Source organism: Shinella sp., from assembly GCF_052438155.1.
Taxonomy (GTDB): Bacteria; Pseudomonadota; Alphaproteobacteria; order Rhizobiales; family Rhizobiaceae; genus Shinella.
In genome coordinates this window covers 103,071-123,797 of record NZ_JBQVPI010000010.1, presented here as the reverse complement: position 1 = coordinate 123,797, position 20,727 = coordinate 103,071, and the positions used below count along the sequence as shown (strand labels likewise).

Here is a 20,727-nt window from a genome sequence, read left to right as displayed (position 1 = left end):
GAAGGCCGGCAGCAGGACGGCGGGGTCTGTAAGCGTTGCGACGAGATCGGACACGCGTGCCCCCCTAGATGTCGAAATTGATCATGTTGCGCATGACCATGATGCCGATGGACATCCAGAAGGCCGAAAGGCCGAGGATGAGGTGGCCGCGCGAATCCGTGAACAGGATCATGATGTAGTCGGGCGAGGTGAGGTAAACGAGGGTGGCGACGATGAAGGGCAGTGCGCCGATGATCGCGGCCGAGGCCTTTGCTTCCATCGACAGCGCGGCGACCTTGGAGCGCATCTTGCGCCGCTCGCGCAGCACGCGGGACAGATTGCCGAGCGCTTCGGAGAGGTTGCCGCCGGCCTGGCTCTGGATGGCGATGACGATGGCGAAGAAATTCACCTCCTGCAACGGAATGCTGGTGAACATGCGCGCGCAGGCCTCCGGCACGCTGAGGCCGACCTGCTGGGATTCCACGATCCGTCGGAACTCCGTCTTCACCGGTTCCTGGCCCTCCGCGGCGATCAGGCGTAGCGCATCGGTCAGCGGCAGGCCGGATTTGATGGAACGGACCATCACGTCCAGCGAGTTGGGGAATTCCTCCAGAAACTTGTTCAGCCGCCGCTTGACCAGGAAGCCCACGACCCAGCGCGGAAAACCGGCCGCCGCAATGAAGGCGATGCCCAGGCAAACGAGGATGTCGACACCGGCGAGAAAGCTGAGCACGAGGGTAAAAAAGCCGAACAGGGCGCTGAACAGGTAGAATTGCGTGACGCTGATGGAATGACCGGTCTGGCCGAGTTTCCCTTTCAGCGATGTGGCTGCCCGCTTGGTCTGGTCCTGCTGCTTCTTTTCGAGATCCTTCAGCGAATCCTGCACCGATTTGCGGCGCTTCGACATTTCCTGCATGCGGTCGCGGGCTGCCTTCGCCTTGGACTGGTCGGTTTCCGCCGACTGCACCCGCCGCACACGGCTTTCGGTCTTCTTCGCCGCCTCGATGCGCGAGAAGAGAATGCCATAGGCAAGGCCAGCGGTGGAGAGCGCCGCCAATGCGAAGATCGCCACGATGGTGATATCCAGTCCGAACATCCGCGCCCCGCCTGCCCCTTACGGCTTTTCCATTGCGTCGAGCGTGGCCGCCAGGCGCTTGTCCTCGTTGAAATATCGCGCGCGATCCCAGAAATGCGGCTTGCCGATGCCCGTGCCCGAATGTTTGCCGATGATGCGGCCGTTGGCGTCCTCGCCGTCCATTTCGAAACGCATCAGGTCCTGGGTGACGATGACGTCGCCTTCCATGCCGACCACTTCCGTGATGTGGGTGATGCGGCGCGAACCGTCGCGCAGGCGCGAGGCCTGGATGATGATATCGATGGAGCCGGCGATGATTTCGCGCACCGTCTTGGCCGGCAGCGTATAGCCGCCCATGGCGATCATCGATTCCATGCGGGAAAGGCATTCGCGCGGCGTGTTGGCGTGGATCGTGCCCATCGAGCCGTCATGGCCGGTGTTCATCGCCTGGAGAAGATCGAACACTTCCGGTCCGCGCACTTCGCCGACGATGATGCGTTCGGGGCGCATACGCAGGCAGTTCTTGATGAGATCGCGCATGGTGATCTCGCCTTCGCCTTCGATATTCGGCGGGCGGGTTTCGAGACGCACGACATGCGGCTGCTGCAGCTGGAGTTCGGCCGAATCTTCGCAGGTGATGACGCGCTCGTCCCGGTCGATATAGTTGGTGAGGCAGTTGAGCAGCGTGGTCTTGCCCGAGCCGGTGCCGCCGGAAATGACGAGATTGCAGCGCACGCGGCCGATGATCTGGAGCAGCGTCGCGCCCTCGGGCGTGATCGAGCCGAACCGGACCAACTGGTCGAGCGTCAGCTTGTCCTTCTTGAACTTGCGGATGGTGAGCGCGGTGCCGTCGATGGCAAGCGGCGGGGCGATGACGTTGACGCGCGAGCCGTCCGGCAGGCGCGCGTCGCAGATCGGGCTTGATTCGTCGACGCGACGGCCGACCTGGCTGACGATGCGCTGGCAGATCGAGAGGAGCTGCGCATTGTCGCGGAAGCGGATTTCCGATTCCTGCACCTTGCCGGCGACTTCGATATAGGTCTTGCCGGCCCCGTTCACCATGATGTCGGCGATGTCGTCGCGCGCCAGCAGCGGCTCCAGCGGACCGTAGCCGAGAACGTCGTTGCAGATGTCGTCGAGCAATTCTTCCTGCTCGGAGATCGACATCGCGAAGTTCTTGATCGTGATGATGTCGTTGACGATGTCGCGGATTTCTTCGCGTGCGCTTTCGGTGTCGAGCTTGGCGAGCTGCGACAGGTCGATCGTGTCGATGAGCGCGGAGAAGACCTGGCTCTTCGTGTCGTAATAGTCTTCCGTGCGGGGCGTGCGTCGACGGGCCTGGGTCGCCGGTGCCGCGGAGGGCGGCGGGGCCGGCTCGTAAACGGGTTGCGCGGCCGACGCCGTGGCGACCGGCCGTTCTGCCGTCAAGGTCGAGGCGGCCGCATGCACGGCCGGGGTCGTCTGACCCATGCCGCTCTTGCCGGAACCTTCATTGCCGCGTTTGCCGAACATGCCACTTCATCCAGTCTGTTGCGTCGCTTACTTGCGTCCGAGCAGCCCCAGCATCTTGCCGAGGCCGGCCTTCTTGGGTTTCTTGATCGTCGCGCGGCCCGTTACGATATGGGCGAGCTGCGCGAAGGTTTCCGCCGTCGGCGACTTGCGATCCATCTCCGCGATCATGCGGCCGCTGTTGGCGGCGGTGCCGAAGAGCTGGGCGTCGAAGGGGATGATCGCGACCGGCTCGATGCCGAGCGGCTCGCAGAAATCGCTGGGTGAAATCTCCGGCCGCTTCGGCAGGCCGACCTGGTTGAGCACCAGATGCGGCGGCTTGTCGTTCGGCCGAAGCTTCTTCAGCGCATCGAGCATATTTTTCGCGTTGCGCAGGTTGGCGAGATCAGGCGTGGCCGTGATGACAAGTTCGTCCACCTCGGACAGCAGCGTGCGCGTCCATTCCGACCAGGCATGCGGCACGTCGAGCACCGACACCGGCGCGCTGCGCTGCAGCACTTCCATGATCGGCTGGAACGAGCCGCGCTCGAGATCGTAGGCCCGGTCGAGCATCGAGGGCGCCGCAAGCAGCGAGAGATGGTCGGAGCACTTCGTCAGCAGGCGATCGAGAAACACCTCGTCGAGCCGCTCCGGCGCATAGATCGCCTCGGAAATGCCCTGCGGCGGGTCCTGGTCGAAATCGATGTTGGCGGTGCCGTAGGGCAGGTCGAGGTCGGCGAGGATGACTTCGGTCTGGAACAGGTTGGAAATGTCGAAGGCGCAATTGTGCGCAATCGTCGAGGAGCCGCAGCCGCCCTTGGCACCGATGAAGGCGATGGTGCGGCCGAGCGGCTCGGCATCCGGATCGATGAAGATCGCAGCCATGGCATTCAGCACCTCGGCCATGCCGACGGGACCGACCATGTATTCGGAGATGCCGTTGCGGATGAGATCACGGTAGAGCGGGATGTCGTTGTAGCGGCCGATGATGACGACCTTGGTGCTCGGATCGCAGACCTCGGCGAGAGGCGCCAGTTCCTCCATGATACCGTGCGGTTCCGTCGAGGTTTCGAGGATCAGCAGGTTCGGTGTCGGCGCGGAGGCGAACATGTTGGCCGCCGCCGCGATGCTCGCGCTCGAGATGCGGAGGCTCGCCTTGGACATGCGACGATCCTGGCTGCAACGCTCCATGGTGCGCAGCATCGCCTCGCTTTCGCAGAAGGCGTGCACGGAGATGCGCGGCAGCGGGCGCAAGGCCTCAAGCTCGGTCGGCCGGACAGCCTCGTCCATGTGCTCCTCGGCGGGCCGCTCAATGGTGTAGTTGATCGTGCTCATCGTCATGTCCGTTGCTGGTGCCCGGCGGACCGGATGGATAGCTGCTTTCCAATGTCGTTCATCGCAGTAGCGGCTGCCCGTTCTCGCGGTAGTCCTGAATCACGATAGTGCGCTGCTCCGCATCGATCGGCGTCATGCCGCGCGGCTGAACGAGATCCATCGGGTTTGCGATTTGCGCGGCAAGGTTGGCCTGCGTGGCGCAGCCGAAATTGTGGTAATTCCGGTTTTCCATCGTGTTCGCAACGAGGTCTTCCGGCCAAGTGCCGCAGGGACCGGCCTTCGCCGTGATCGCGAAGAAGACGAGGCGCACCGGCGCGGCATCGCCATAGCCGCTCGCATCATAGCTCGTCTCGATCAGCCGGTCGCGCTTTATGCCGGCGGCCGTCAGGGTCGCGCGGATGTCCTTGCTCAGATAGTTTGCGGTCGCAGCATTGGACGAGCCGCGCGGCAGCATGATCTGCACGGCCCCGGTCGACTTGGCGGCACGATCGGCGGCAAAGCCGCGAATATTGTCGCGCATCGCAAAGGTCAGCTGCCGGTCGCCGGTGGCGATGGGAAGGTCCATCGTCTGGGCGGTTTCCGTCAGCACGATCGGATGGCGCGTGCGATAATCGTCCGGAATGGAGCCGGTCGCATTCTTGTCCGGGTTGGTGCCGCAACCCGAAAGCGCTGCAGTGGAAAGGGCGAGCATCGCGGCGAGTGCTGCGCGTGCCGGCAGGGTCTTGTGCATGAAGCGCATCCTTGCAGGGAGGGGCGTGTGGCTGTTCGTGTCGCGCATCTCTCTCCCCGTCATTTGTAGATGAAGCCGATGGAGCCGTGGTAATTGCCCGAGGGCATCGCCTCTTCCTTGCGGCCGTAGATCTTGTTCACCTTGCCGAGGAAGAAGCTCGCGGCATCGTTGGTCGCATTGAAATTGTCGTCCGGGCGGGAAATCGCGCTACGTGCAACCGGGCGCACCAGGTAGGGCGTCGCGATGATGACCATTTCGGTCTCGTTGCGTATGAAATCCTTAGAGCGGAAGAGCGTGCCGAAGATCGGGAGCTTCGACAGGCCCGGCAGGCCGGACATCGCCTGGCGGATGTCATCCTTGACGAGGCCGGCGATGACGATGGAGCCACCCGAAGGCAGTTCGACGCTGGTCGTCGCCTCGCGGCGGCGGATGCCGACCACGGTCAGGGCGGGGATGTCGTTGTTAGCGAGGGAGGTCGTGGAGCCCTCGAAGGTCGGCTCTGAAACCTCTGTCTCGATCCGCAGGCTGATTCGACCGGGCGACAGGACGACCGGACGGAAATTCAGTCGGATGCCGTATTCGACCTGGGTGAGCTCCCGACCGACGGTTCTCCTCTTCGTTTCTTCATCGATGTCGATCGATTGCCCGGTCGGAATGCGGAATTCACCACCGACATAGAAGCGGGCTTCCTCGCCGGAGATGGCTGTCAGGCTCGGTTCGGCAAGCGTGCGCATGACGCCGGCCTGCTCCATCGCGCTCATATTGCTTGCGATGCTCAACCCGCCCACGGCTCCGCTAAAGGCTCCATTCGAGAACCAGTCGGCAGCACCACCGAGATTGGTCGGATTGCGGAAGTTAATACCACCGCTCGATCCTCCCATCGCGCCATTAAAGCCAAGCTGCTTCAGCACCTGGCGGCTGACCTCGGCGACCGTGACCTTCAGCGTCACCTGGTCTTCGCCGTCGATCTTCAGCATGTTGACGACCTGCGAACGCTGGCGCGATTCGCCGAAGATGGCGGCGTCGCCATTGTTGCCCTGGGCGACGACCGTGCGGGTCGTCGCTTCACCGCCCCGCAGGAAGATTTCCGCCAGCCGAACGGCCTGGGCGGAATCCTGCGGCGTGCGCACGGTGCCGTTCAGCACGATGTTGTCCGAGATGATTTCGACCTGGATGTCGGAATCGGCAATGAAGCGCCGCAGATTGGCCTGGAGGCCGTCGATGTCGCGTTCGACGGTGAGGTCGATGCTGATGATTTCCTCGCCATTCGGTCCGAAGACGAAGATGTTGGTCTGGCCCACTTCCTTGCCGAACAGGTAGATGCGCCGCGATGTCCGCGTCACGGCATCCGCCTTGCCGGGATCGGCGACGAGGATGTCGTGCGCGTCGGTCGGCAGATCGACGACGATCGCCTTGTTGAGGCCGAGCTTGACGGACTTGCGCGCACCCGGGCCGCTGTTGTCGATGCGGATGATCGTGGCGGTTGCCGCTTGTGCGGGTGCGATGGCCGTGCCGCCGACAAGGGCCACGGGCATGCCCGAAAACGCCAGGCAGAAGCTCAATCCGCCGGCGACAGAGGTCCGAAAAGTTCTGGTCATACCAAACACGGTCAGCTCCTGATCACTTCTGGGCTGCGGATGTGCCGCCGCTAACGATTTCACCGGTCTTGATCACCTGGACCAGGGGCATGCCGTCGCTGCCGCTCAACAGGTAGTCGGCCGCACCCGTGTCGGCTTCCTGGGCGTCGGCGACGCTGCGTAGCGCCAGCGAGAGCCGTTCGGCCATCTGCTGCGCAACGGTGATCACCTTGGTCTGGTCCGGCGTCAGTTCGAGCGTGGCGGTGGTGCCGATGGCCGATTTGGATCCATCCGGATTTTCCTGGATCTGCTGGTCGATCGCGAGCACACGAACATTGGTGAGCACGGTTTCCGTGAGATAGGAGTTGGTCTCGCTCTTGCGCACCATGATCACGTCGACACGGTCGTTCGGCAGGATGAAGCCGCCGGCGCCTGTCGCCACGGAGATCTCCGTCGCGACCGCGCGTTTGCCGGAGGGCAGAAGCGAAGACATGATGCGGTTGCTCGAATCGGCGATCTTTTCCTGACGGATCGGTTCGCCGTTGAAGATCGGCATGCGGGCGATCGAGCCGTCGAGGCTTTCCAAGGCGTCCGGCCGGTTCTGGTCCGTGATGAAGCCTTCGACGACCGAGCCCTGCGGCCAGGCGGTCCAGGCCATGACTTCGGGATTGAGCCGCGCGCCGACAGGCAGGCTTTCCTTGGCGACCAGCACGTTGATGGAGGGCTCGCGCTCGACCACGGGATCCGACTGGATGATCGTGGGGCCACCGCTGGCGAGCTGCAGGGCCAGCAGGCCCGCAACACCAGCCGAAACGACGGCCACTGCCAGAATAATGATTCGCGCCGGTTTCATGTGGGTTTCCTGGACTGCGGACTCTTCTATCCGCCCACATTGACCGGCAATGGTGTAATTATGGTTAATAACCACCTTACGGCTATGGTTAACGCCAGGTTTCGCCATGCACGCGAAACGCAGGAAGACGCCGGACGCGATCTCGCGCCAGCGTGTGTCTTACGCAGCAATTCAGCGGCTGGGCGACGTCGCGTCAGCCCAACTTGCCGAGAGCGGCCATCATGAGGGGGGAAGAGGCATAGGTGGCGAAGGCGGCTGCGCCGATCGCGATGCCGTAGGGCACCTTTCCGCCTTCCAGCAGGTGGTTCGGCACGGGCAGGCGCGATACGAGGATGGTGTTTGCGTTTGAACGCAGCGCGAGGATGCCGAGCGTCAGCACGCCGCCGAAGAACGACACGCAGACGAGAAAATCGAACAGCGACATCGACAGGCCGAACCAGACGGCACTGGCCGTCAGAAGCTTGGCATCACCCCCACCCATGATGTTGAAGGCGAAGAGGGCAAAGCAGGCGGCGAAGACGAGAAGGCCGGCGGCCAGATGCATGGCGATATCGGTCAGGCCGAGGCCGGCAAGCGGCGCGACGATGACAAAGGCGGCGAGAAGGATCGCCGGCACGCGGTTCGGGATCGTCATCGTGAAAAGATCGGTGAAGGCGGCGAGCGCCAGGCACAGCGGGAAGACCACGAAAATCAGAGCCTGCGTCATGCCGATTGCCTCCGGTGGTTGTTCTGGCGGTGTCCGGAACGATGAAGCCGCCTTCCGATGGATGGCGGCTTCATTTTCAGGAAACGATGTCCCTGGACTTACGGGGTCTGCGAGCCCGAGAGCTTGGTGTTCAGGAAGTTGAACTGAGCGTTCAGGCCTTTGCCGAGTGCGGTTGCACCGCTGATGAGGGCAACGGAAATCAGGGCAGCGATCAGGCCGTATTCGATGGCGGTTGCGCCAGATTCGTCCTTCATAAGGCGAGCGAAAATCTTGGTCATGGTATTCTCCTAGCTCCACGATGTTGGTTCAGCACGTCCGCCAACTGTTTCCGTTGTTCGGATGAATGCAACCTACAAGCAGTCGATTTCCATCGGCTTAAAGAAATGGGTTAATGCGACCCTAACGCCAACCTACCGGATGTATGGTCAACAACAGGTAAAGCGCCTTACGCGCGCGTATACAGCGCGTGCTTTCCGGTATTCCGGCCCGTATTCTCGGCTGATCGGGCTTGTCGCGGTTTTCCGATCACTTCGGATATATCTGCAATGCGAGCGAGTGACTTAAGGCTTCATTCACCATTCACGGCGATGCTGTTGATGATTGTTTGCCGGGATGAGTGTTTATGGGACGCGACGGGACCTTCGTTAAGGGTGCGCTGAGGTTTGCCACTGCCGCATTCGTGGTGGGCGCGACGGCCGTCGGCGCCATGGCCGAAGAGCCGCTCATGCGCGTCTACATGGACCATGCCCGTGTGCTGCGGCTCGACCGCCCCGTCAGCAAGGTCATCATCGGCAATGCCGAGGTCGCCGATGCGACCGTGGCCGACGCGCGCACCATCGTCCTGACAGGCCGCAGTTTCGGAACGACCAATCTGGTTCTTCTCGACGCCGACGGAAACGCGATCATCGACGAGCGTATTCTCGTGTCGATCGACGAAGGCAACACCGTACGCGTCTTCCGGCAGACCGACAGGTCGGTGCTGTCCTGCACGCCGAACTGCGAGGAACACTCTACCCGCGCCGCTACGGGCGGCTGACGACCTGTTTCGCTTCGGTCGTCCGAATGTGGGAAACGGTTCAATTCTTCGGCCTCGCACACACGAAAAATAAACGGTCTGCCGTCTACTCTCGCCGTGTCCAGCATTTGGGAACGGATCGCGATGTCGCTCGATCAAGACACAACAGTTCGCCGACGGCCGATGAAGGGTCTGCTCGGTCGCTTCTTCGCTCGCCGCGACGGCGCGACGGCGATCGAATTCACCATCCTCACGCTGCCTTTTTTCCTTATCGTCTTCGCCTCGATCGAAACGTTCGTCGCCTTTTCTGCCGAGCAGCTCCTTGCCAGCGCGACCGATACCATGGCGCGCAAGATCCGCACCGGCGAGATCACCTACAATCTCGGCAAAACCTCGAACATGACCAAGGAGCAGTTCCGCGCGGCTTTCTGCCAGGAAATCGCCATCATGCTGAAGTGCTCGGCGGACGAGCTGAAGGCGCCCAACAAGCTCTGGCTGGACGTGCGCAGTTTCAAGACTTTCGCGGAAATTCCGAAATCGGTTCCCCTGACGGGCAAGGACCTCGATACGACCGCGTTCCAGTTTGCCCCGGGCGGCAAGAAGTCGATCAACATCGTGCGTGCCTACTATCGCTGGGATATCATTACGGACGTCATCCGCCCCTATCTCTCCACCATCAAGTCCGCTGACGGCACCAAGCAGAACTACCTGATGGTCTCGACCGCCGTTATCCAGAACGAGGACTATCCGTGATGCGTACGGTCTTTTCGCCTGTGCTCGCCGGCAAGAGGGTGGCCTTGCAAGGACGCAGCCTGCTGCGCCGCTTCGGCCGGGACCGGCATGGGGCGGGCGCCATCGAGTTCGCAATCGTTGCGCCCCTTTTGATCATGGCCTATGTCAGCGCGTTTGAAATTTCCGTCGGCATCAACATGGCGAGCAAGGTCAGTCGTGCGGCCAGCACGGTTTCCGATCTGCTGACGCAAGACGATGCGACGACGGCGGACACGTTGGACAAGATGAAAGAGGTTACCAAGCGCGTCATCGCACCCTTCCAGCAGGCCGACGGATACACGCTGAAGATCACCGGCGTCGCCGTCGACAAAGACGGCAAGGCGACCGTCGCATGGTCGCGTGATCAGGCCAAGGGGGAGCCCTATACCAAGGGAACGGCCGTGGCCTTGCCGAGCAACATTCAGGGTGCCAAGGACCTGTTCTTCGTGCGCACGGAGTTGGCGGTACCCTATACCATATTGCTCATGGCCCCCAATCTCTCGTCCAGGCTCAACTCGTTCCCGCTCGGCAAGACGAGTTATTTCGCCCTGCGCAGAGGCAAGACGATCGCCTGCTCGGGTTGCTGAGCCAAGCAGGCATGTCCGCCGATTTCGCTTGAACCTCTCGCCGCGCCTGTGTCATGTCACGCAGTCCATCCGCCGTTCCGGCGACATGCGATAGGTGATCCATGGCGCGAGCCTTCCTTTTCGTTCTCGACTCCTTCGGTATCGGCGGCGGGCCGGATGCGGACACGTTCGGCGACCTTGGGGCGGACACGCTCGGCCATATTGCGGAATTCTGCGCAGCCGGCGCGGGCGACCGGCCTGGTCTCAGGCAAGGACCGCTGAAGCTTCCCAACATGTCGGCGCTCGGCCTTCTGCACGCCGCCCGCGCCGCCACCGGCCGCTTTCCGGACGGCATGGACGTGCCGCAACGCGTCTTCGGCTATCATGGGGCGGCGAGCGAAGTCTCGAACGGCAAGGACACGCCGTCCGGCCATTGGGAGATCGCCGGCACGCCCGTCACCTTCGACTGGGGCTACTTTCCGGCGGAGGGCGATGCCTTCGAGCCGGAGTTGATCGACGCGATCTGCACGGCCGGCAATGTGCCGGGCATCCTCGGCAATTGCCATGCGTCCGGCACGGATATCATCGCCCGGTTTGGCCTGGAGCATCGGCGCACCGGCAAGCCGATCTGCTACACCTCCTCCGACTCGGTCTTCCAGATCGCCGCGCATGAAGGCTCCTTCGGCCTCGACCGGCTGCTCGCCTTCTGCGAGACCGTGCGAAAAATCCTCGACGAGCGGCCGGGCGGACGTATCGGCCGGGTCATCGCGCGCCCATTCGCAGGCGAAACGCCGGAAACGTTCGAGCGCACCGGCAACCGGCGCGACTATTCCGTGCCGCCGCCGGAGCCGACGCTGCTCGATCGGCTGACGGACGCCGGTCGCACCGTGCACGCCGTCGGCAAGATCGGCGACATCTTTGCCCATCAGGGCATCGGCACGCTCACCAAGGCGAACGGCAACATGGCGCTGTTCGACGCGACACTCCGCGTCATGGACGAAGCCAAGGACGGCGACCTCGTCTTCACCAATTTCGTCGATTTCGACATGCTCTACGGCCACCGGCGTGATGTGCCCGGTTATGCCGCCGCCCTCGAAGCCTTCGACCGGCGCCTGCCGGAGGTGGACCGCAAGCTGAGACCCGGCGATGTCGTCATCCTGACGGCGGACCATGGCTGCGACCCGACCTGGCGCGGCACGGACCACACGCGCGAGCGCGTGCCGATCCTGAGCTTCGGCCCGGGCATCCGCTCGCGCCTCCTTGAAACCCGCAAAACTTTCGCCGATATCGGCGAAAGTATCGCCCGCCATCTCGGCATCCCGCCAGGCCCGCACGGAAGGAGCTTTTTGTGACGAAAACCATGCCCAAGGCGGAACTGCACTGCCATATAGAGGGTGCGACACCACCGGCGCTGGCCCTGGCGCAAGCCGAGCGCTACGGCATCGACACCTCCGCCTTCATCCGCGACGGCCAATATGCCTGGCAGGATTTCACCAGCTTCGTGCAGAGCTACGATGCGACGGCCAATCTCTTCCGGACGGAAGAAGATTACGCGCTGCTCGCCGAAACCTATCTCACCGAGATCGCGGAAGCCGGCGCCATCTACAGCGAGCTGATCGTCTCGCCCGACCAGGGCGATGCCGTCGGCATCGGGGCGGATGCCTATGTCCGCGGCCTTGCCGAAGGCGCCGAACGCGCCAAGGCGAAGACCGGCATCGAGACGCGTCTTCTCATCGTCGGCATCCGCCATTTCGGCCCGGAACGGGTGGTGAAGGCGGCGGAATATGCCGCGCGCCGGCCGCATCCGCTGATTACCGGCTTCAATCTTGCCGGCGAGGAGCGTCTGCACCGTGTCGCCGATTTCACGCGCGCCTTCGACATCGCTCGCGACGCCGGCCTCGGCATCACCATCCATGCCGGCGAGCTTTCCGGCGCCTTCAGCGTGCGCGATGCGCTCGACCATGTGCGGCCCTCGCGCATCAGCCATGGCGTGCGTGCCATCGAGGATGCGGATCTGGTGACGCGGCTGGCGGACGAAGGCGTGGTGCTCGAAGTTTGCCCTGGCTCGAATGTCGCGCTGGAGGTTTTTCCGGATTTCGAACGCCACCCGCTGCGGGCACTCCACGAGGCCGGCGTGCGTGTCACCCTCAATTCCGACGATCCGCCGTTCTTCCACACCTCGCTCGCCCGCGAATACGAGGTCGCGTCGACCATCATGGGTTTCAGCGATGCGGACATTCTCGGCATGACGCGGACCGCCATCGAAGCGGCTTTCGTTGACGAACCGACGCGGCAAAGGCTGCTTTCGGCTCTTTGAGGCGCAAGCCGGCTGGGGATGTTGCCTGCGGCCGGCTGTCTTCTCTTGCGGGCCTCTGCCGTTCCGTGGAAAAAGAAGCGTTCATATTATTTGGGAAGGTTGGCCATGGACGGCGTCACAGTCATCGATCACCCGCTCGTGCAGCACAAGCTGACCATCATGCGCAAGAAGGAAACGTCGACCGGCAGTTTCCGTCGCCTGCTGCGCGAGATCTCCACGCTGCTCTGTTACGAGGTCACGCGCGACCTGGAACTGACCACCGAGCGCATCCAGACGCCGCTCGAAGAGATCGACGCGCCGGTGCTGGAAGGCAAGAAGCTGGTCTTCGCCTCCATCCTGCGTGCCGGCAACGGCCTGCTGGAAGGCATGCTGGAACTGGTACCCTCCGCCCGTGTCTCCCATATCGGCGTCTATCGCGACCACGAGACGCTGGAGGCTGTCGAATATTTCTTCAAGGCGCCGGACAGCATCGACGAACGTCTGGTCATCGTCGTCGACCCGATGCTGGCGACCGGTAATTCGGCGATTGCCGCCATCGACACGCTGAAAAGCCGCGGTGCAACGAACATCCGCTTCCTCTGCCTGCTCGCCGCCCCGGAAGGCATCAAGAGTTTTCGCGCGCACCATCCGGACGTGCCGGTCTACACCGCCTCCATCGACCGCCAGCTCAACGAGAAGGGCTATATCGTGCCCGGCCTCGGCGATGCGGGCGACCGCATGTACGGCACCAAGTGAGCCGTTAACCGGCTCTTTACCAAGTCAATCGAAGATCGTGGAGAGGGGCGCCGTCGAGCGCCCCTTTTGCCGTCCGTTAGCCGGATGCGTGTTATTTCGGGACAGATCTTTCGGAGACCTGTCCATGTCCGTCCGCAGCCTTGCCTTTGTCGCCGGTGCCGTGATTGTCACCGCCGCCTTCGTGCCCGACGTCGCGAAGCGCTATCTCGAATCGACAGGCGACAACCCCGCCGCGAAGGTCGAGACGGTCGCCGTCCCGACGGGGCAGGGTGCTGCGCGCTATACCGGCAACCGCAGCGCCGTGATCGATGCGGATCCGAGCGGCCATTTCACGGGCGTCTTCGCCATCAACGGCCGCAAGGAAGAGGGCCTCGTCGATACCGGCGCCAGCATGGTTGCCATCAACGTCTCGACGGCGCAGCGCATCGGCATCGATCGCGCCAATCTCGATTTCCGCTATGCCGTCGATACGGCAAACGGCAAGGCACGCGCCGCCTATATCCGCCTGGACAAGATCGAAATCGGCCCGGTGAAGATCGAGAATGTCGGCGCCATGGTGCTGGACGACAAGGCGCTCTCCGGCACGCTGATCGGCATGAGTTTCTTGAAGGTACTGTCGTCCTACAAGGTCGAGGACGGCAAGCTGCACCTCACGCGCTGATGCGCTTGAGGATATCGGGCGCCGGCGCGGGCGCGTCCGGCCCGATCCGGTAGAGAGCGCCGAGGCGCGCCACGCCGCGTGCCGCATCCGCTTCATTTGCCGCATGCACGCGACCGATCTCGTCGCCCTTTTCCACCCTCATGCCGAGGGGCAGCAAACGGTCGAAGCCGACGCGATGATCGATCGCGTCATCCGGGCGGCTGCGGCCGCCACCGAGTTCGATGACGGCAAGACCGATGCCGCGGGTCTCGCATGAAACAAGATAGCCGGCTTCTGGAGCTATTACGGCGCGGACAACGGGTGCCGAAGCCAGATAGGCCTCCGGCCGCTCCATGAGGTCGGCAGGGCCGCCAAGCGCCTGCACCATGCGGCCGAATGTTTCCGCTGCCGCACCGCTGGAAAGTGCCTGTGCAGCCTTCGTTTCAGCCGCCGCCAAGTCCTTTTCCAACCCGGACAGCACCAGCATTTCCGCCACAAAGGCGAGCACGACGTGCTCCAGCCGGCTGCCGGCTTTTTCGCCCCTGAGAAAGGCGATGCAATTGGTGATCTCGACGGCATTGCCGGCGGCGTCGGCCAGTGGCTGGTTCATGTCGGTGATGAGGGCGGAGGTTTTGACGCCGGCGCCATTCGCCACCTCGACCAGCGAGCGGGCAAGCGTCTCGGCTTCGGAGATTTCCGTCATGAAGGCGCCGTTGCCGACCTTCACGTCGAGCACCAGCGATTGCAGCCCGGCGGCGAGTTTCTTCGAGAGAATGGAGGCGGTGATCAGCGGCACGGAATCGACCGTCGCCGTCACGTCGCGGATCGCGTAGATGCGCTTGTCGGCGGGCGCGAGGTCCGCTGTCTGGCCGATGATCGCGCAGCCGACATCCTTCACCGTGCGGCGGAAAAGATCGGCGGACGGCATGATCGTATAGCCGGGGATCGATTCCAGCTTGTCGAGCGTGCCGCCGGTATGGCCAAGCCCCCGGCCGGAAATCATCGGCACGGCAAGCCCACAGGCCGCCGCGATCGGCGCCAGCATCAGCGAGACATTGTCGCCGACGCCGCCGGTGGAATGTTTGTCGGCGATCGGCCGGTCGATGCCCGACCAGTCGAGCACATCGCCCGAATCCCGCATGGCAAGCGTCAGCGCCACGGTCTCGTCGCGTGCCATGCCCTTGAACCAGACGGCCATGGCAAAGGCCGCCACCTGCCCCTCGGAGACGCTGCCATCCGTCACGCCGGCAACAAAACGAGCGATCTCCTCACGGCTGAGAGGGTCGCCGCTCCGCTTGCGGCGGATCGTCTCCTGCGGGAGCATTTTAGTAGCTCGCCGGCGCAGACGGCGCGGACTGGCCGCCGAGCACGGAGAGAATGTCGCCGAGCAGGCCGGAGGCGCCGAAGCGGAAGGTCTTTGGCGTCGCCCAGCCTTCGCCGAGGATGGAGGCAGCAAGTGCCAGATATTCGCCGGCATCCGTCACGGTGCGCACGCCACCCGCCGGCTTGAAGCCGACCGGCTTGCCGCTGGTCTTGATGGCATTCAGCATGATCGCGGCGGCCTGCAATGTCGCGTTGACGGAAACCTTGCCGGTCGAGGTCTTGATGAAGTCGGCACCGGCGGCAATCGCGAGGTCAGAGGCCTCGCGGATCAACGCCGGGTCTTTGAGCTCGCCGGTTTCCAGAATGGTCTTGAGAATGACGGGCGGCGTGCAGGCTGCTTTTATGGCTTTCACCATCTCCGTCACGGCCGCTTCGTCACCGGTAATGAAGTCGCGGTAGGGTATGACGAGGTCGATCTCGTCGGCGCCATCGGCGATCGCCTGTTTCGTCTCCGCCAGCACATCGGCAACTGCCAGTTCGCCGGAGGGGAAGTTGACGACGGTCGCGATCTTCACCGCATGACCCTTGCCGAGAATGCCGCGCGCCTGCGCGACGAAGCGCGGCCAGATGCAGATGGCAGCCGTAGGGCCGAAGGGCGTCTGCGCCTGCGCGCAGAGTTTTTCGATCGCGGCTGCGTCGCAATCGTCCGTAAGATCGGTCAGGTCGAGCAGCGAGAGTGCCCTTTTCGCCGTGTCATGCATGGTCGTTGCCTCCGCCCGCGATCATTTCGGCGAGAATGGCGGCAAGCCGCTTTCCGCCGATCGGGGCCATGTCCTTGGTTTCGTGATGGCTGAGTTCGCCGCCTGTCATGCCTGCGCCGAAATTGGTGATGACCGAGGCCGCCGCGACCTTGAGGCCAAGATGCCGGGCGATCAGCACCTCCGGCACGGTCGACATGCCGACGGCATCCGCGCCGAAGACACGCGCCATGCGGATTTCCGCCGGGGTCTCGAAGTTCGGGCCGGAGAACCACATGTAGACGCCGGAGGACAGCGGGATATCGAGCGTCTTGGCTGCTGCATCCATGCGGGCGGCGAGGTCCGCGTCATAGGCATTGGTCATGCCGACGAAGCGGTCGTCGCTGTCGATGCCGATCAACGGGTTGGCGCCGGAAAAGTTGATGTGGTCGGAAATCCGCATCACTGAGCCTGGCGGCATGTCCTCGCGCACGGACCCTGCCGAATTGGTGAGGATCAGCGAGGTGACGCCGAGGCCCTTCAGCACCTCGATCGGCGTGCGCATGGCATTGGCATCGCCGTTTTCATAATAGTGCACGCGGCCGGAGAGCATGATGACGGGAACCGCACCGAGATAACCGATGACCAGTTCGCCGGCATGGCCGGAGACGGAGCTGACCGGAAAGCTCGGCAGGTCGGCATAGGAGATGCGCAGCGGGTTCTGCACGGCCTCCACCAGGGAGCCGAGGCCGGAGCCGAGCACGATGCCGTAGCGCGGCAGCACACCGCCGAGGCGGGAGATCAAGAGGTCGGTGGTTTGAACGCTCATCCCAGGATATCCGTCGCAAAACTGTGCGGCAGCAGTTCTTCCATGGTCATGGTCTTCTTCACGCCCGTCTCGTCGCACAGATAGATCGGCGTTTTCGCCGTGGCGAACTCGGCGATCTTCTGCCGGCAGCCGCCGCAGGGCGGGCAGAGCGGCAGCTTTTCCGCGATGACGGCCATCTCGACGATCTTCTTGTTGCCGGCCATGATCATGTGACTGATCGCTGTCGGCTCGGCGCACCAGCCCTGCGGGAAGGAGAGGTTTTCGATGTTCGCGCCGGCATAGATTTTCCCGTCCTCCGCGCGGATCGCCGCACCCACGGGGAATTTGGAATAGGGCGCGTGCGCGAAGGCCATCGCCGCGCGCGCCGCCTCGAAGAGGTCATGGGACATGTTATCGCTCCTTGACGTAGGGCACGCCGCCGGCCTTCGGTGGAATGGCCTTGCCGATGAAGCCTGCAAGCAGGATCACGGTCAGGATATAGGGCAGCGCCTGCATGAATTGTACCGGCACCTTGCCGATCAGCGGGAAGGCGTAGCCCTGGTAGCGGATGGCGAAGGCATCGAGGAAGCCGAAGAGCAGGCAGGCGAAGAGAATGTTCTTCGGCCGCCATTTGGCGAAGATGAGCGCGGCGAGCGCGATATAGCCCTTGCCCGCCGTCATGCCCTTGGTGAAGCCGGCATTGGCCGCAAGCGAGAGATAGGCGCCGGCAATGCCGCAGAGGATGCCGCAGCAGATGACGGCGCGGTAGCGCAGCCAGATGACCGAGATTCCGGCGGTGTCGACTGCGCCCGGATTTTCGCCGACGGCGCGAAGACGCAGGCCGAAGCGCGTGCGGTAGAGGATCCACCAGCTTGCCGGCACCATCAGGAAGGCGAAATAGGTCAGCGGCGAGTGGCCGGAAAGCAGACCGGAATAGAGCGGCCCGAGAATCGGCACCTCGCGCAGCGCATCGGCAAAGGGCAGTTTGATCGTGCCGAAGCGGCCACTTTCCATCAATGCCGGCGTGCGCCCGCCCTGGCGGAACCAGGCCTCTCCGAGGATGACGGTGGAGCCGGCGACGACGAAGTTGATGGCGACGCCCGAGACGATCTGGCTGCCGCGCTGGGTGATCGAGGCATAGCCGTGTACCAGCGAGAGCAGTACGGAGACGAGGATTGCCGCGCCCAGGCCCATCGCCACGGACTGGGTGATGAAGGCGACGGTGCCGGCGGCAAAGGACGCCCCCAGCATCTTGCCCTCAAGCCCGATGTCGAAGACGCCGGCGCGTTCGGTGAAGAGGCCGGCAAGGGCGGCAAGGATCAGCGGTGTCGAGACGCGGACGGTGGACTGCGCAAGCTCGATGAAGACCTGAAAGAATTCCATGGCTCAGGCTCCCTTGGTGGCGGCCGCCTGGCGGCCCTTGGCCGACAGCGCGAAGACGATCCGCGTGATGGCCGGGCGGAACATGTGTTCGAGCGCGCCGGCAAAGAGGATCACGAGACCCTGGATGATGACGATCATGTCTCGGGAAATGGAGGGCATCTCGAAGGAGATTTCCGCCCCGCCCTGGTAGAGCATGCCGAAGAGCAGCGCCGCCGGGATGATGCCCGCCGGATGCGAGCGGCCGATCAGCGCGACGGCGATGCCGACGAAGCCCGCGCCCTGCACGAAATCGAGCTGCATGCGGAACTGCTCGCCCATGATCGGGTTCAGCGCCATCATGCCGGCAAGGCCGCCGGAGATCATCATGGCGATGACGATGATCTTGGCTTCCTTGATGCCGGCGTAACGTGCGGCGGCGGGGCTGTGGCCCATCGTCCGCATCTCGTAGCCGAGCCTGGTGCGCCAGATCAGCGCCCACACCGCGAAAGCCGCAACGAGCGCCAGCAGGAACGAAATGTTGAAGGGGGCATTGCCGACGGAAAGGCCGAAGATCGACATCAGCCAGTCGAGCTTCGGCAACTGGCCGCCGGTCTCGAAGGTGCGGGTTTCGAGCGACATGGAGCCGAGCGGCTTGAACACCCGGTTGAGCAGGTAGTTCATCAGGCTGGCGGCGATGAAGTTGAACATGATCGTCGTGATGACGATATGGCTGCCGCGCTTGGCCTGCAGCCAGCCGGGGATCATCGCCCACAGCGCGCCGAAGAACGCGGCGCCGATGACGGCGATCGGGAAGAGCAGGTACCAGGGCAGCACGCGGTCGAAGGAAAGACAGGCAAGTGCCACGCCGATGCCGCCGATATAGGCCTGGCCTTCGCCACCGATGTTGAACAGGCCGCAATGGAAGGCGACCGCCACCGCGAGGCCGGTGAAGATGAAGGTCGTCGTGTAGTAGAGCGTGAAGCCGATATATTCGCCGCGCCCGAAGGCGCCGTTGATCATGTGATAGGCGGCCTCCAGCGGGCTTTCGCCGACGATGAGCACCACGAGACCGGAAATCAGGAAGGCGGCAGCGAGGTTGACCAGCGGGATCAGGCCATATTCGGCCCAGCCCGGCAGTTTCGCGTGAGGGACACTCATTCCGCAGCCTCCTTCCGGCCTTCAACACCGGCCATCAAGAGGCCGAGTTCTCCTTCGGTGGCGTCCGGCGTGCGCTCGCCGACGACGCGGCCGGCAAACATCACCAGAATGCGGTCCGACAGCGCGCGGATCTCGTCAAGTTCCACGGACACGAGCAGCACCGCCTTACCCTGATCGCGCATCTCGATGATGCGCTTGTGAATGAACTCGATGGCGCCGACATCCACGCCGCGCGTCGGCTGGCCGATGATCAGCACATCCGGCCCGCGTTCCATCTCGCGCGCCAAAACGATCTTCTGCTGGTTGCCGCCGGAGAAATTGGCGGTCTTCAGCCTTGGGTTCGGCGGGCGGATATCGTAGGCGGCGATCTTCTCCTCTGCGTCGGCGCGGATCGCGTCGATGTCGAGCAGCAGGCCTTTGCGGTATTTCGGGTCGTCGTGATAGCCGAGGATGGCGTTCTCGCTTTCCTCGAATTTCAGCACCAGCCCGACATGGTGGCGATCTTCCGGCACATGGGCGAGGCCGCGCTTACGCAGCTCCGCCGGGTCGACATGGCCGGTGACCTCGATGGCGCTGCCATTGAGCGATACGGTGCCGGATTTCGCGCGACGGATGCCGGAAATCGCCTCCAGCAGTTCGGACTGGCCGTTGCCGGCAACGCCCGCAATGCCGACGATCTCGCCGGCCCGGATGTCGAAGGACACGTCGTCCACCATGGTCACGCCGCGGCTGTCGCGCACCGTGAGATTCTTGACTGAAAGCTTGACGTCGGCAGGCTTCGCCTCGCCCTTTTCGACGCGCAGCAGCACGCGGCGGCCGACCATCAATTCGGCGAGCTCTTCGACCGAGGTGTCCTTCGTCGTGCGCGTCGCCACCATTTCGCCGCGGCGCATGACAGAGACCTCGTCGGTGATCGCCATGATCTCGCGCAGCTTGTGGGTGATGAGCAGTACCGTCTTGCCCTCGGCCTTCAGCTGCTCGAGGATGCGGAACAGGTGGTCGGCTTCGGCCGGCGTCAACACGCCTGTCGGTTCGTCAAGAATGAGGATGTCGGCCCGGCGATAGAGCGCCTTGAGGATTTCCACGCGCTGCTGGAGACCGACCGGCAGTTCCTCGATGATCGCGTCCGGATTGACCTCCAGCGCATATTCCTTTTCGAGCCGCTTCAGCTCGGCACGCGCCTTGGTGATGCCGGCGTTCAGAATCTGGCTCTCTTCCGCGCCGAGCATGATGTTTTCCAGCACGGTGAAGTTTTCGACCAGCATGAAGTGCTGGTGCACCATGCCGATGCCGGCGGCAATGGCCGCATTGGGATCGCGGATCTTGATCGTCTTGCCGTCGATGACGATGTCGCCGTGATCGGCCTGGTAGAAGCCATAGAGGATCGACATGAGGGTGGATTTGCCGGCGCCGTTTTCGCCGATGATACCGTGAATGGTGCCCTTGCGGACCTTCAGGTTGATGTTCCGGTTGGCGTGGACGAGGCCGAAGCTCTTGTCGATGCCCTTCAGTTCGATTGCCAGTTCGCTCATGACGATCCACTCTTACGGGG

General features: G+C 63.4%; 22 protein-coding genes. 7 read left to right on the top strand and 15 right to left on the bottom strand.

Annotated elements, in window-relative coordinates:
• Positions 1-64 precede the first annotated feature (64 nt).
• The 8 genes from ACT6VE_RS19210 to ACT6VE_RS19175 form a co-directional block, all read right to left on the bottom strand.
• Entirely contained in the window at positions 65-1,075 is a 1,011-nt protein-coding gene (locus tag ACT6VE_RS19210) for a type II secretion system F family protein (RefSeq protein WP_444800117.1), read from the bottom strand.
• An 18-nt stretch (positions 1,076-1,093) separates the two neighbouring features.
• On the bottom strand, positions 1,094-2,566 hold the full coding sequence (locus ACT6VE_RS19205; protein ID WP_444800116.1) for a CpaF family protein: 1,473 nt from the start codon (positions 2,564-2,566) through the stop codon (positions 1,094-1,096).
• A 27-nt stretch (positions 2,567-2,593) separates the two neighbouring features.
• Entirely contained in the window at positions 2,594-3,877 is a 1,284-nt protein-coding gene (locus ACT6VE_RS19200; RefSeq protein ID WP_444800115.1) for an AAA family ATPase, read from the bottom strand.
• Positions 3,878-3,935: 58 nt separating this feature from the next.
• Positions 3,936-4,607, bottom strand: coding sequence for a CpaD family pilus assembly protein (locus ACT6VE_RS19195; protein ID WP_444800114.1), 672 nt, complete (start codon positions 4,605-4,607; stop codon positions 3,936-3,938).
• Between the two features lie 59 nt (positions 4,608-4,666).
• The gene (locus ACT6VE_RS19190) at positions 4,667-6,205 is read right to left on the bottom strand and encodes a type II and III secretion system protein family protein (protein ID WP_444800113.1); all 1,539 of its coding nucleotides are present in this window, start codon (positions 6,203-6,205) and stop codon (positions 4,667-4,669) included.
• A 22-nt stretch (positions 6,206-6,227) separates the two neighbouring features.
• The gene (cpaB, locus tag ACT6VE_RS19185; protein ID WP_444800112.1) at positions 6,228-7,037 is read right to left on the bottom strand and encodes a Flp pilus assembly protein CpaB; all 810 of its coding nucleotides are present in this window, start codon (positions 7,035-7,037) and stop codon (positions 6,228-6,230) included.
• Between the two features lie 193 nt (positions 7,038-7,230).
• Positions 7,231-7,743, bottom strand: coding sequence for an A24 family peptidase (locus tag ACT6VE_RS19180; RefSeq protein WP_444800111.1), 513 nt, complete (start codon positions 7,741-7,743; stop codon positions 7,231-7,233).
• A gap of 98 nt (positions 7,744-7,841) precedes the next feature.
• On the bottom strand, positions 7,842-8,021 hold the full coding sequence (locus ACT6VE_RS19175) for a Flp family type IVb pilin (RefSeq protein ID WP_444800110.1): 180 nt from the start codon (positions 8,019-8,021) through the stop codon (positions 7,842-7,844).
• Positions 8,022-8,449: 428 nt separating this feature from the next.
• Between ACT6VE_RS19175 and ACT6VE_RS19170 the strand changes: the two genes are divergently transcribed.
• From ACT6VE_RS19170 to ACT6VE_RS19140, 7 genes are all read left to right on the top strand, one after another.
• On the top strand, positions 8,450-8,779 hold the full coding sequence (locus ACT6VE_RS19170) for a pilus assembly protein N-terminal domain-containing protein (protein WP_150130056.1): 330 nt from the start codon (positions 8,450-8,452) through the stop codon (positions 8,777-8,779).
• A gap of 123 nt (positions 8,780-8,902) precedes the next feature.
• Positions 8,903-9,511, top strand: a complete 609-nt coding sequence (locus ACT6VE_RS19165; RefSeq protein ID WP_444800109.1) for a TadE/TadG family type IV pilus assembly protein — start codon at positions 8,903-8,905, stop codon at positions 9,509-9,511.
• Complete coding sequence (locus ACT6VE_RS19160; RefSeq protein ID WP_444800108.1) at positions 9,511-10,116, top strand: TadE/TadG family type IV pilus assembly protein; 606 nt, start codon at positions 9,511-9,513, stop codon at positions 10,114-10,116. The genes ACT6VE_RS19165 and ACT6VE_RS19160 overlap by 1 nt, the downstream gene beginning before the upstream one ends.
• 101 nt (positions 10,117-10,217) lie before the next feature.
• On the top strand, positions 10,218-11,447 hold the full coding sequence (locus ACT6VE_RS19155; RefSeq protein WP_444800107.1) for a phosphopentomutase: 1,230 nt from the start codon (positions 10,218-10,220) through the stop codon (positions 11,445-11,447).
• A gap of 8 nt (positions 11,448-11,455) precedes the next feature.
• A complete protein-coding gene (locus ACT6VE_RS19150) occupies positions 11,456-12,412 on the top strand; it encodes an adenosine deaminase (RefSeq protein WP_444800196.1) in 957 nt (318 codons plus the stop codon).
• Positions 12,413-12,517: 105 nt separating this feature from the next.
• Positions 12,518-13,147 carry a uracil phosphoribosyltransferase gene (gene upp / locus ACT6VE_RS19145; RefSeq protein WP_160857956.1) on the top strand — a complete coding sequence of 210 codons (630 nt, stop codon included), beginning with the start codon at positions 12,518-12,520 and terminating at the stop codon, positions 13,145-13,147.
• Positions 13,148-13,271: 124 nt separating this feature from the next.
• A complete protein-coding gene (locus ACT6VE_RS19140; protein WP_444800106.1) occupies positions 13,272-13,808 on the top strand; it encodes a TIGR02281 family clan AA aspartic protease in 537 nt (178 codons plus the stop codon).
• On the opposite strand, the gene deoA is transcribed toward ACT6VE_RS19140, so the two are convergent.
• Genes deoA through ACT6VE_RS19105 form a run of 7 tightly spaced genes read right to left on the bottom strand, consistent with a single transcriptional unit; the run spans position 13,798 to position 20,707 of the window.
• Positions 13,798-15,111 (bottom strand): thymidine phosphorylase, encoded by a 1,314-nt coding sequence (gene deoA / locus ACT6VE_RS19135; protein ID WP_444800105.1) that lies wholly within the window; start codon positions 15,109-15,111, stop codon positions 13,798-13,800. The genes ACT6VE_RS19140 and deoA overlap by 11 nt on opposite strands.
• A gap of 1 nt (position 15,112) precedes the next feature.
• Complete coding sequence (gene deoC / locus ACT6VE_RS19130) at positions 15,113-15,871, bottom strand: deoxyribose-phosphate aldolase (RefSeq protein ID WP_444800104.1); 759 nt, start codon at positions 15,869-15,871, stop codon at positions 15,113-15,115.
• Positions 15,864-16,676, bottom strand: coding sequence for a purine-nucleoside phosphorylase (locus tag ACT6VE_RS19125; RefSeq protein WP_444800103.1), 813 nt, complete (start codon positions 16,674-16,676; stop codon positions 15,864-15,866). The genes deoC and ACT6VE_RS19125 overlap by 8 nt, the downstream gene beginning before the upstream one ends.
• The gene (locus tag ACT6VE_RS19120) at positions 16,673-17,065 is read right to left on the bottom strand and encodes a cytidine deaminase (RefSeq protein WP_444800102.1); all 393 of its coding nucleotides are present in this window, start codon (positions 17,063-17,065) and stop codon (positions 16,673-16,675) included. The genes ACT6VE_RS19125 and ACT6VE_RS19120 overlap by 4 nt, the downstream gene beginning before the upstream one ends.
• Position 17,066: 1 nt before the next feature.
• On the bottom strand, positions 17,067-18,038 hold the full coding sequence (locus ACT6VE_RS19115) for an ABC transporter permease (protein WP_444800101.1): 972 nt from the start codon (positions 18,036-18,038) through the stop codon (positions 17,067-17,069).
• A gap of 3 nt (positions 18,039-18,041) precedes the next feature.
• Positions 18,042-19,175 (bottom strand): ABC transporter permease, encoded by a 1,134-nt coding sequence (locus ACT6VE_RS19110; RefSeq protein ID WP_444800100.1) that lies wholly within the window; start codon positions 19,173-19,175, stop codon positions 18,042-18,044.
• Positions 19,172-20,707, bottom strand: a complete 1,536-nt coding sequence (locus tag ACT6VE_RS19105) for an ABC transporter ATP-binding protein (protein WP_444800099.1) — start codon at positions 20,705-20,707, stop codon at positions 19,172-19,174. The genes ACT6VE_RS19110 and ACT6VE_RS19105 overlap by 4 nt, the downstream gene beginning before the upstream one ends.
• Positions 20,708-20,727 lie beyond the last annotated feature (20 nt).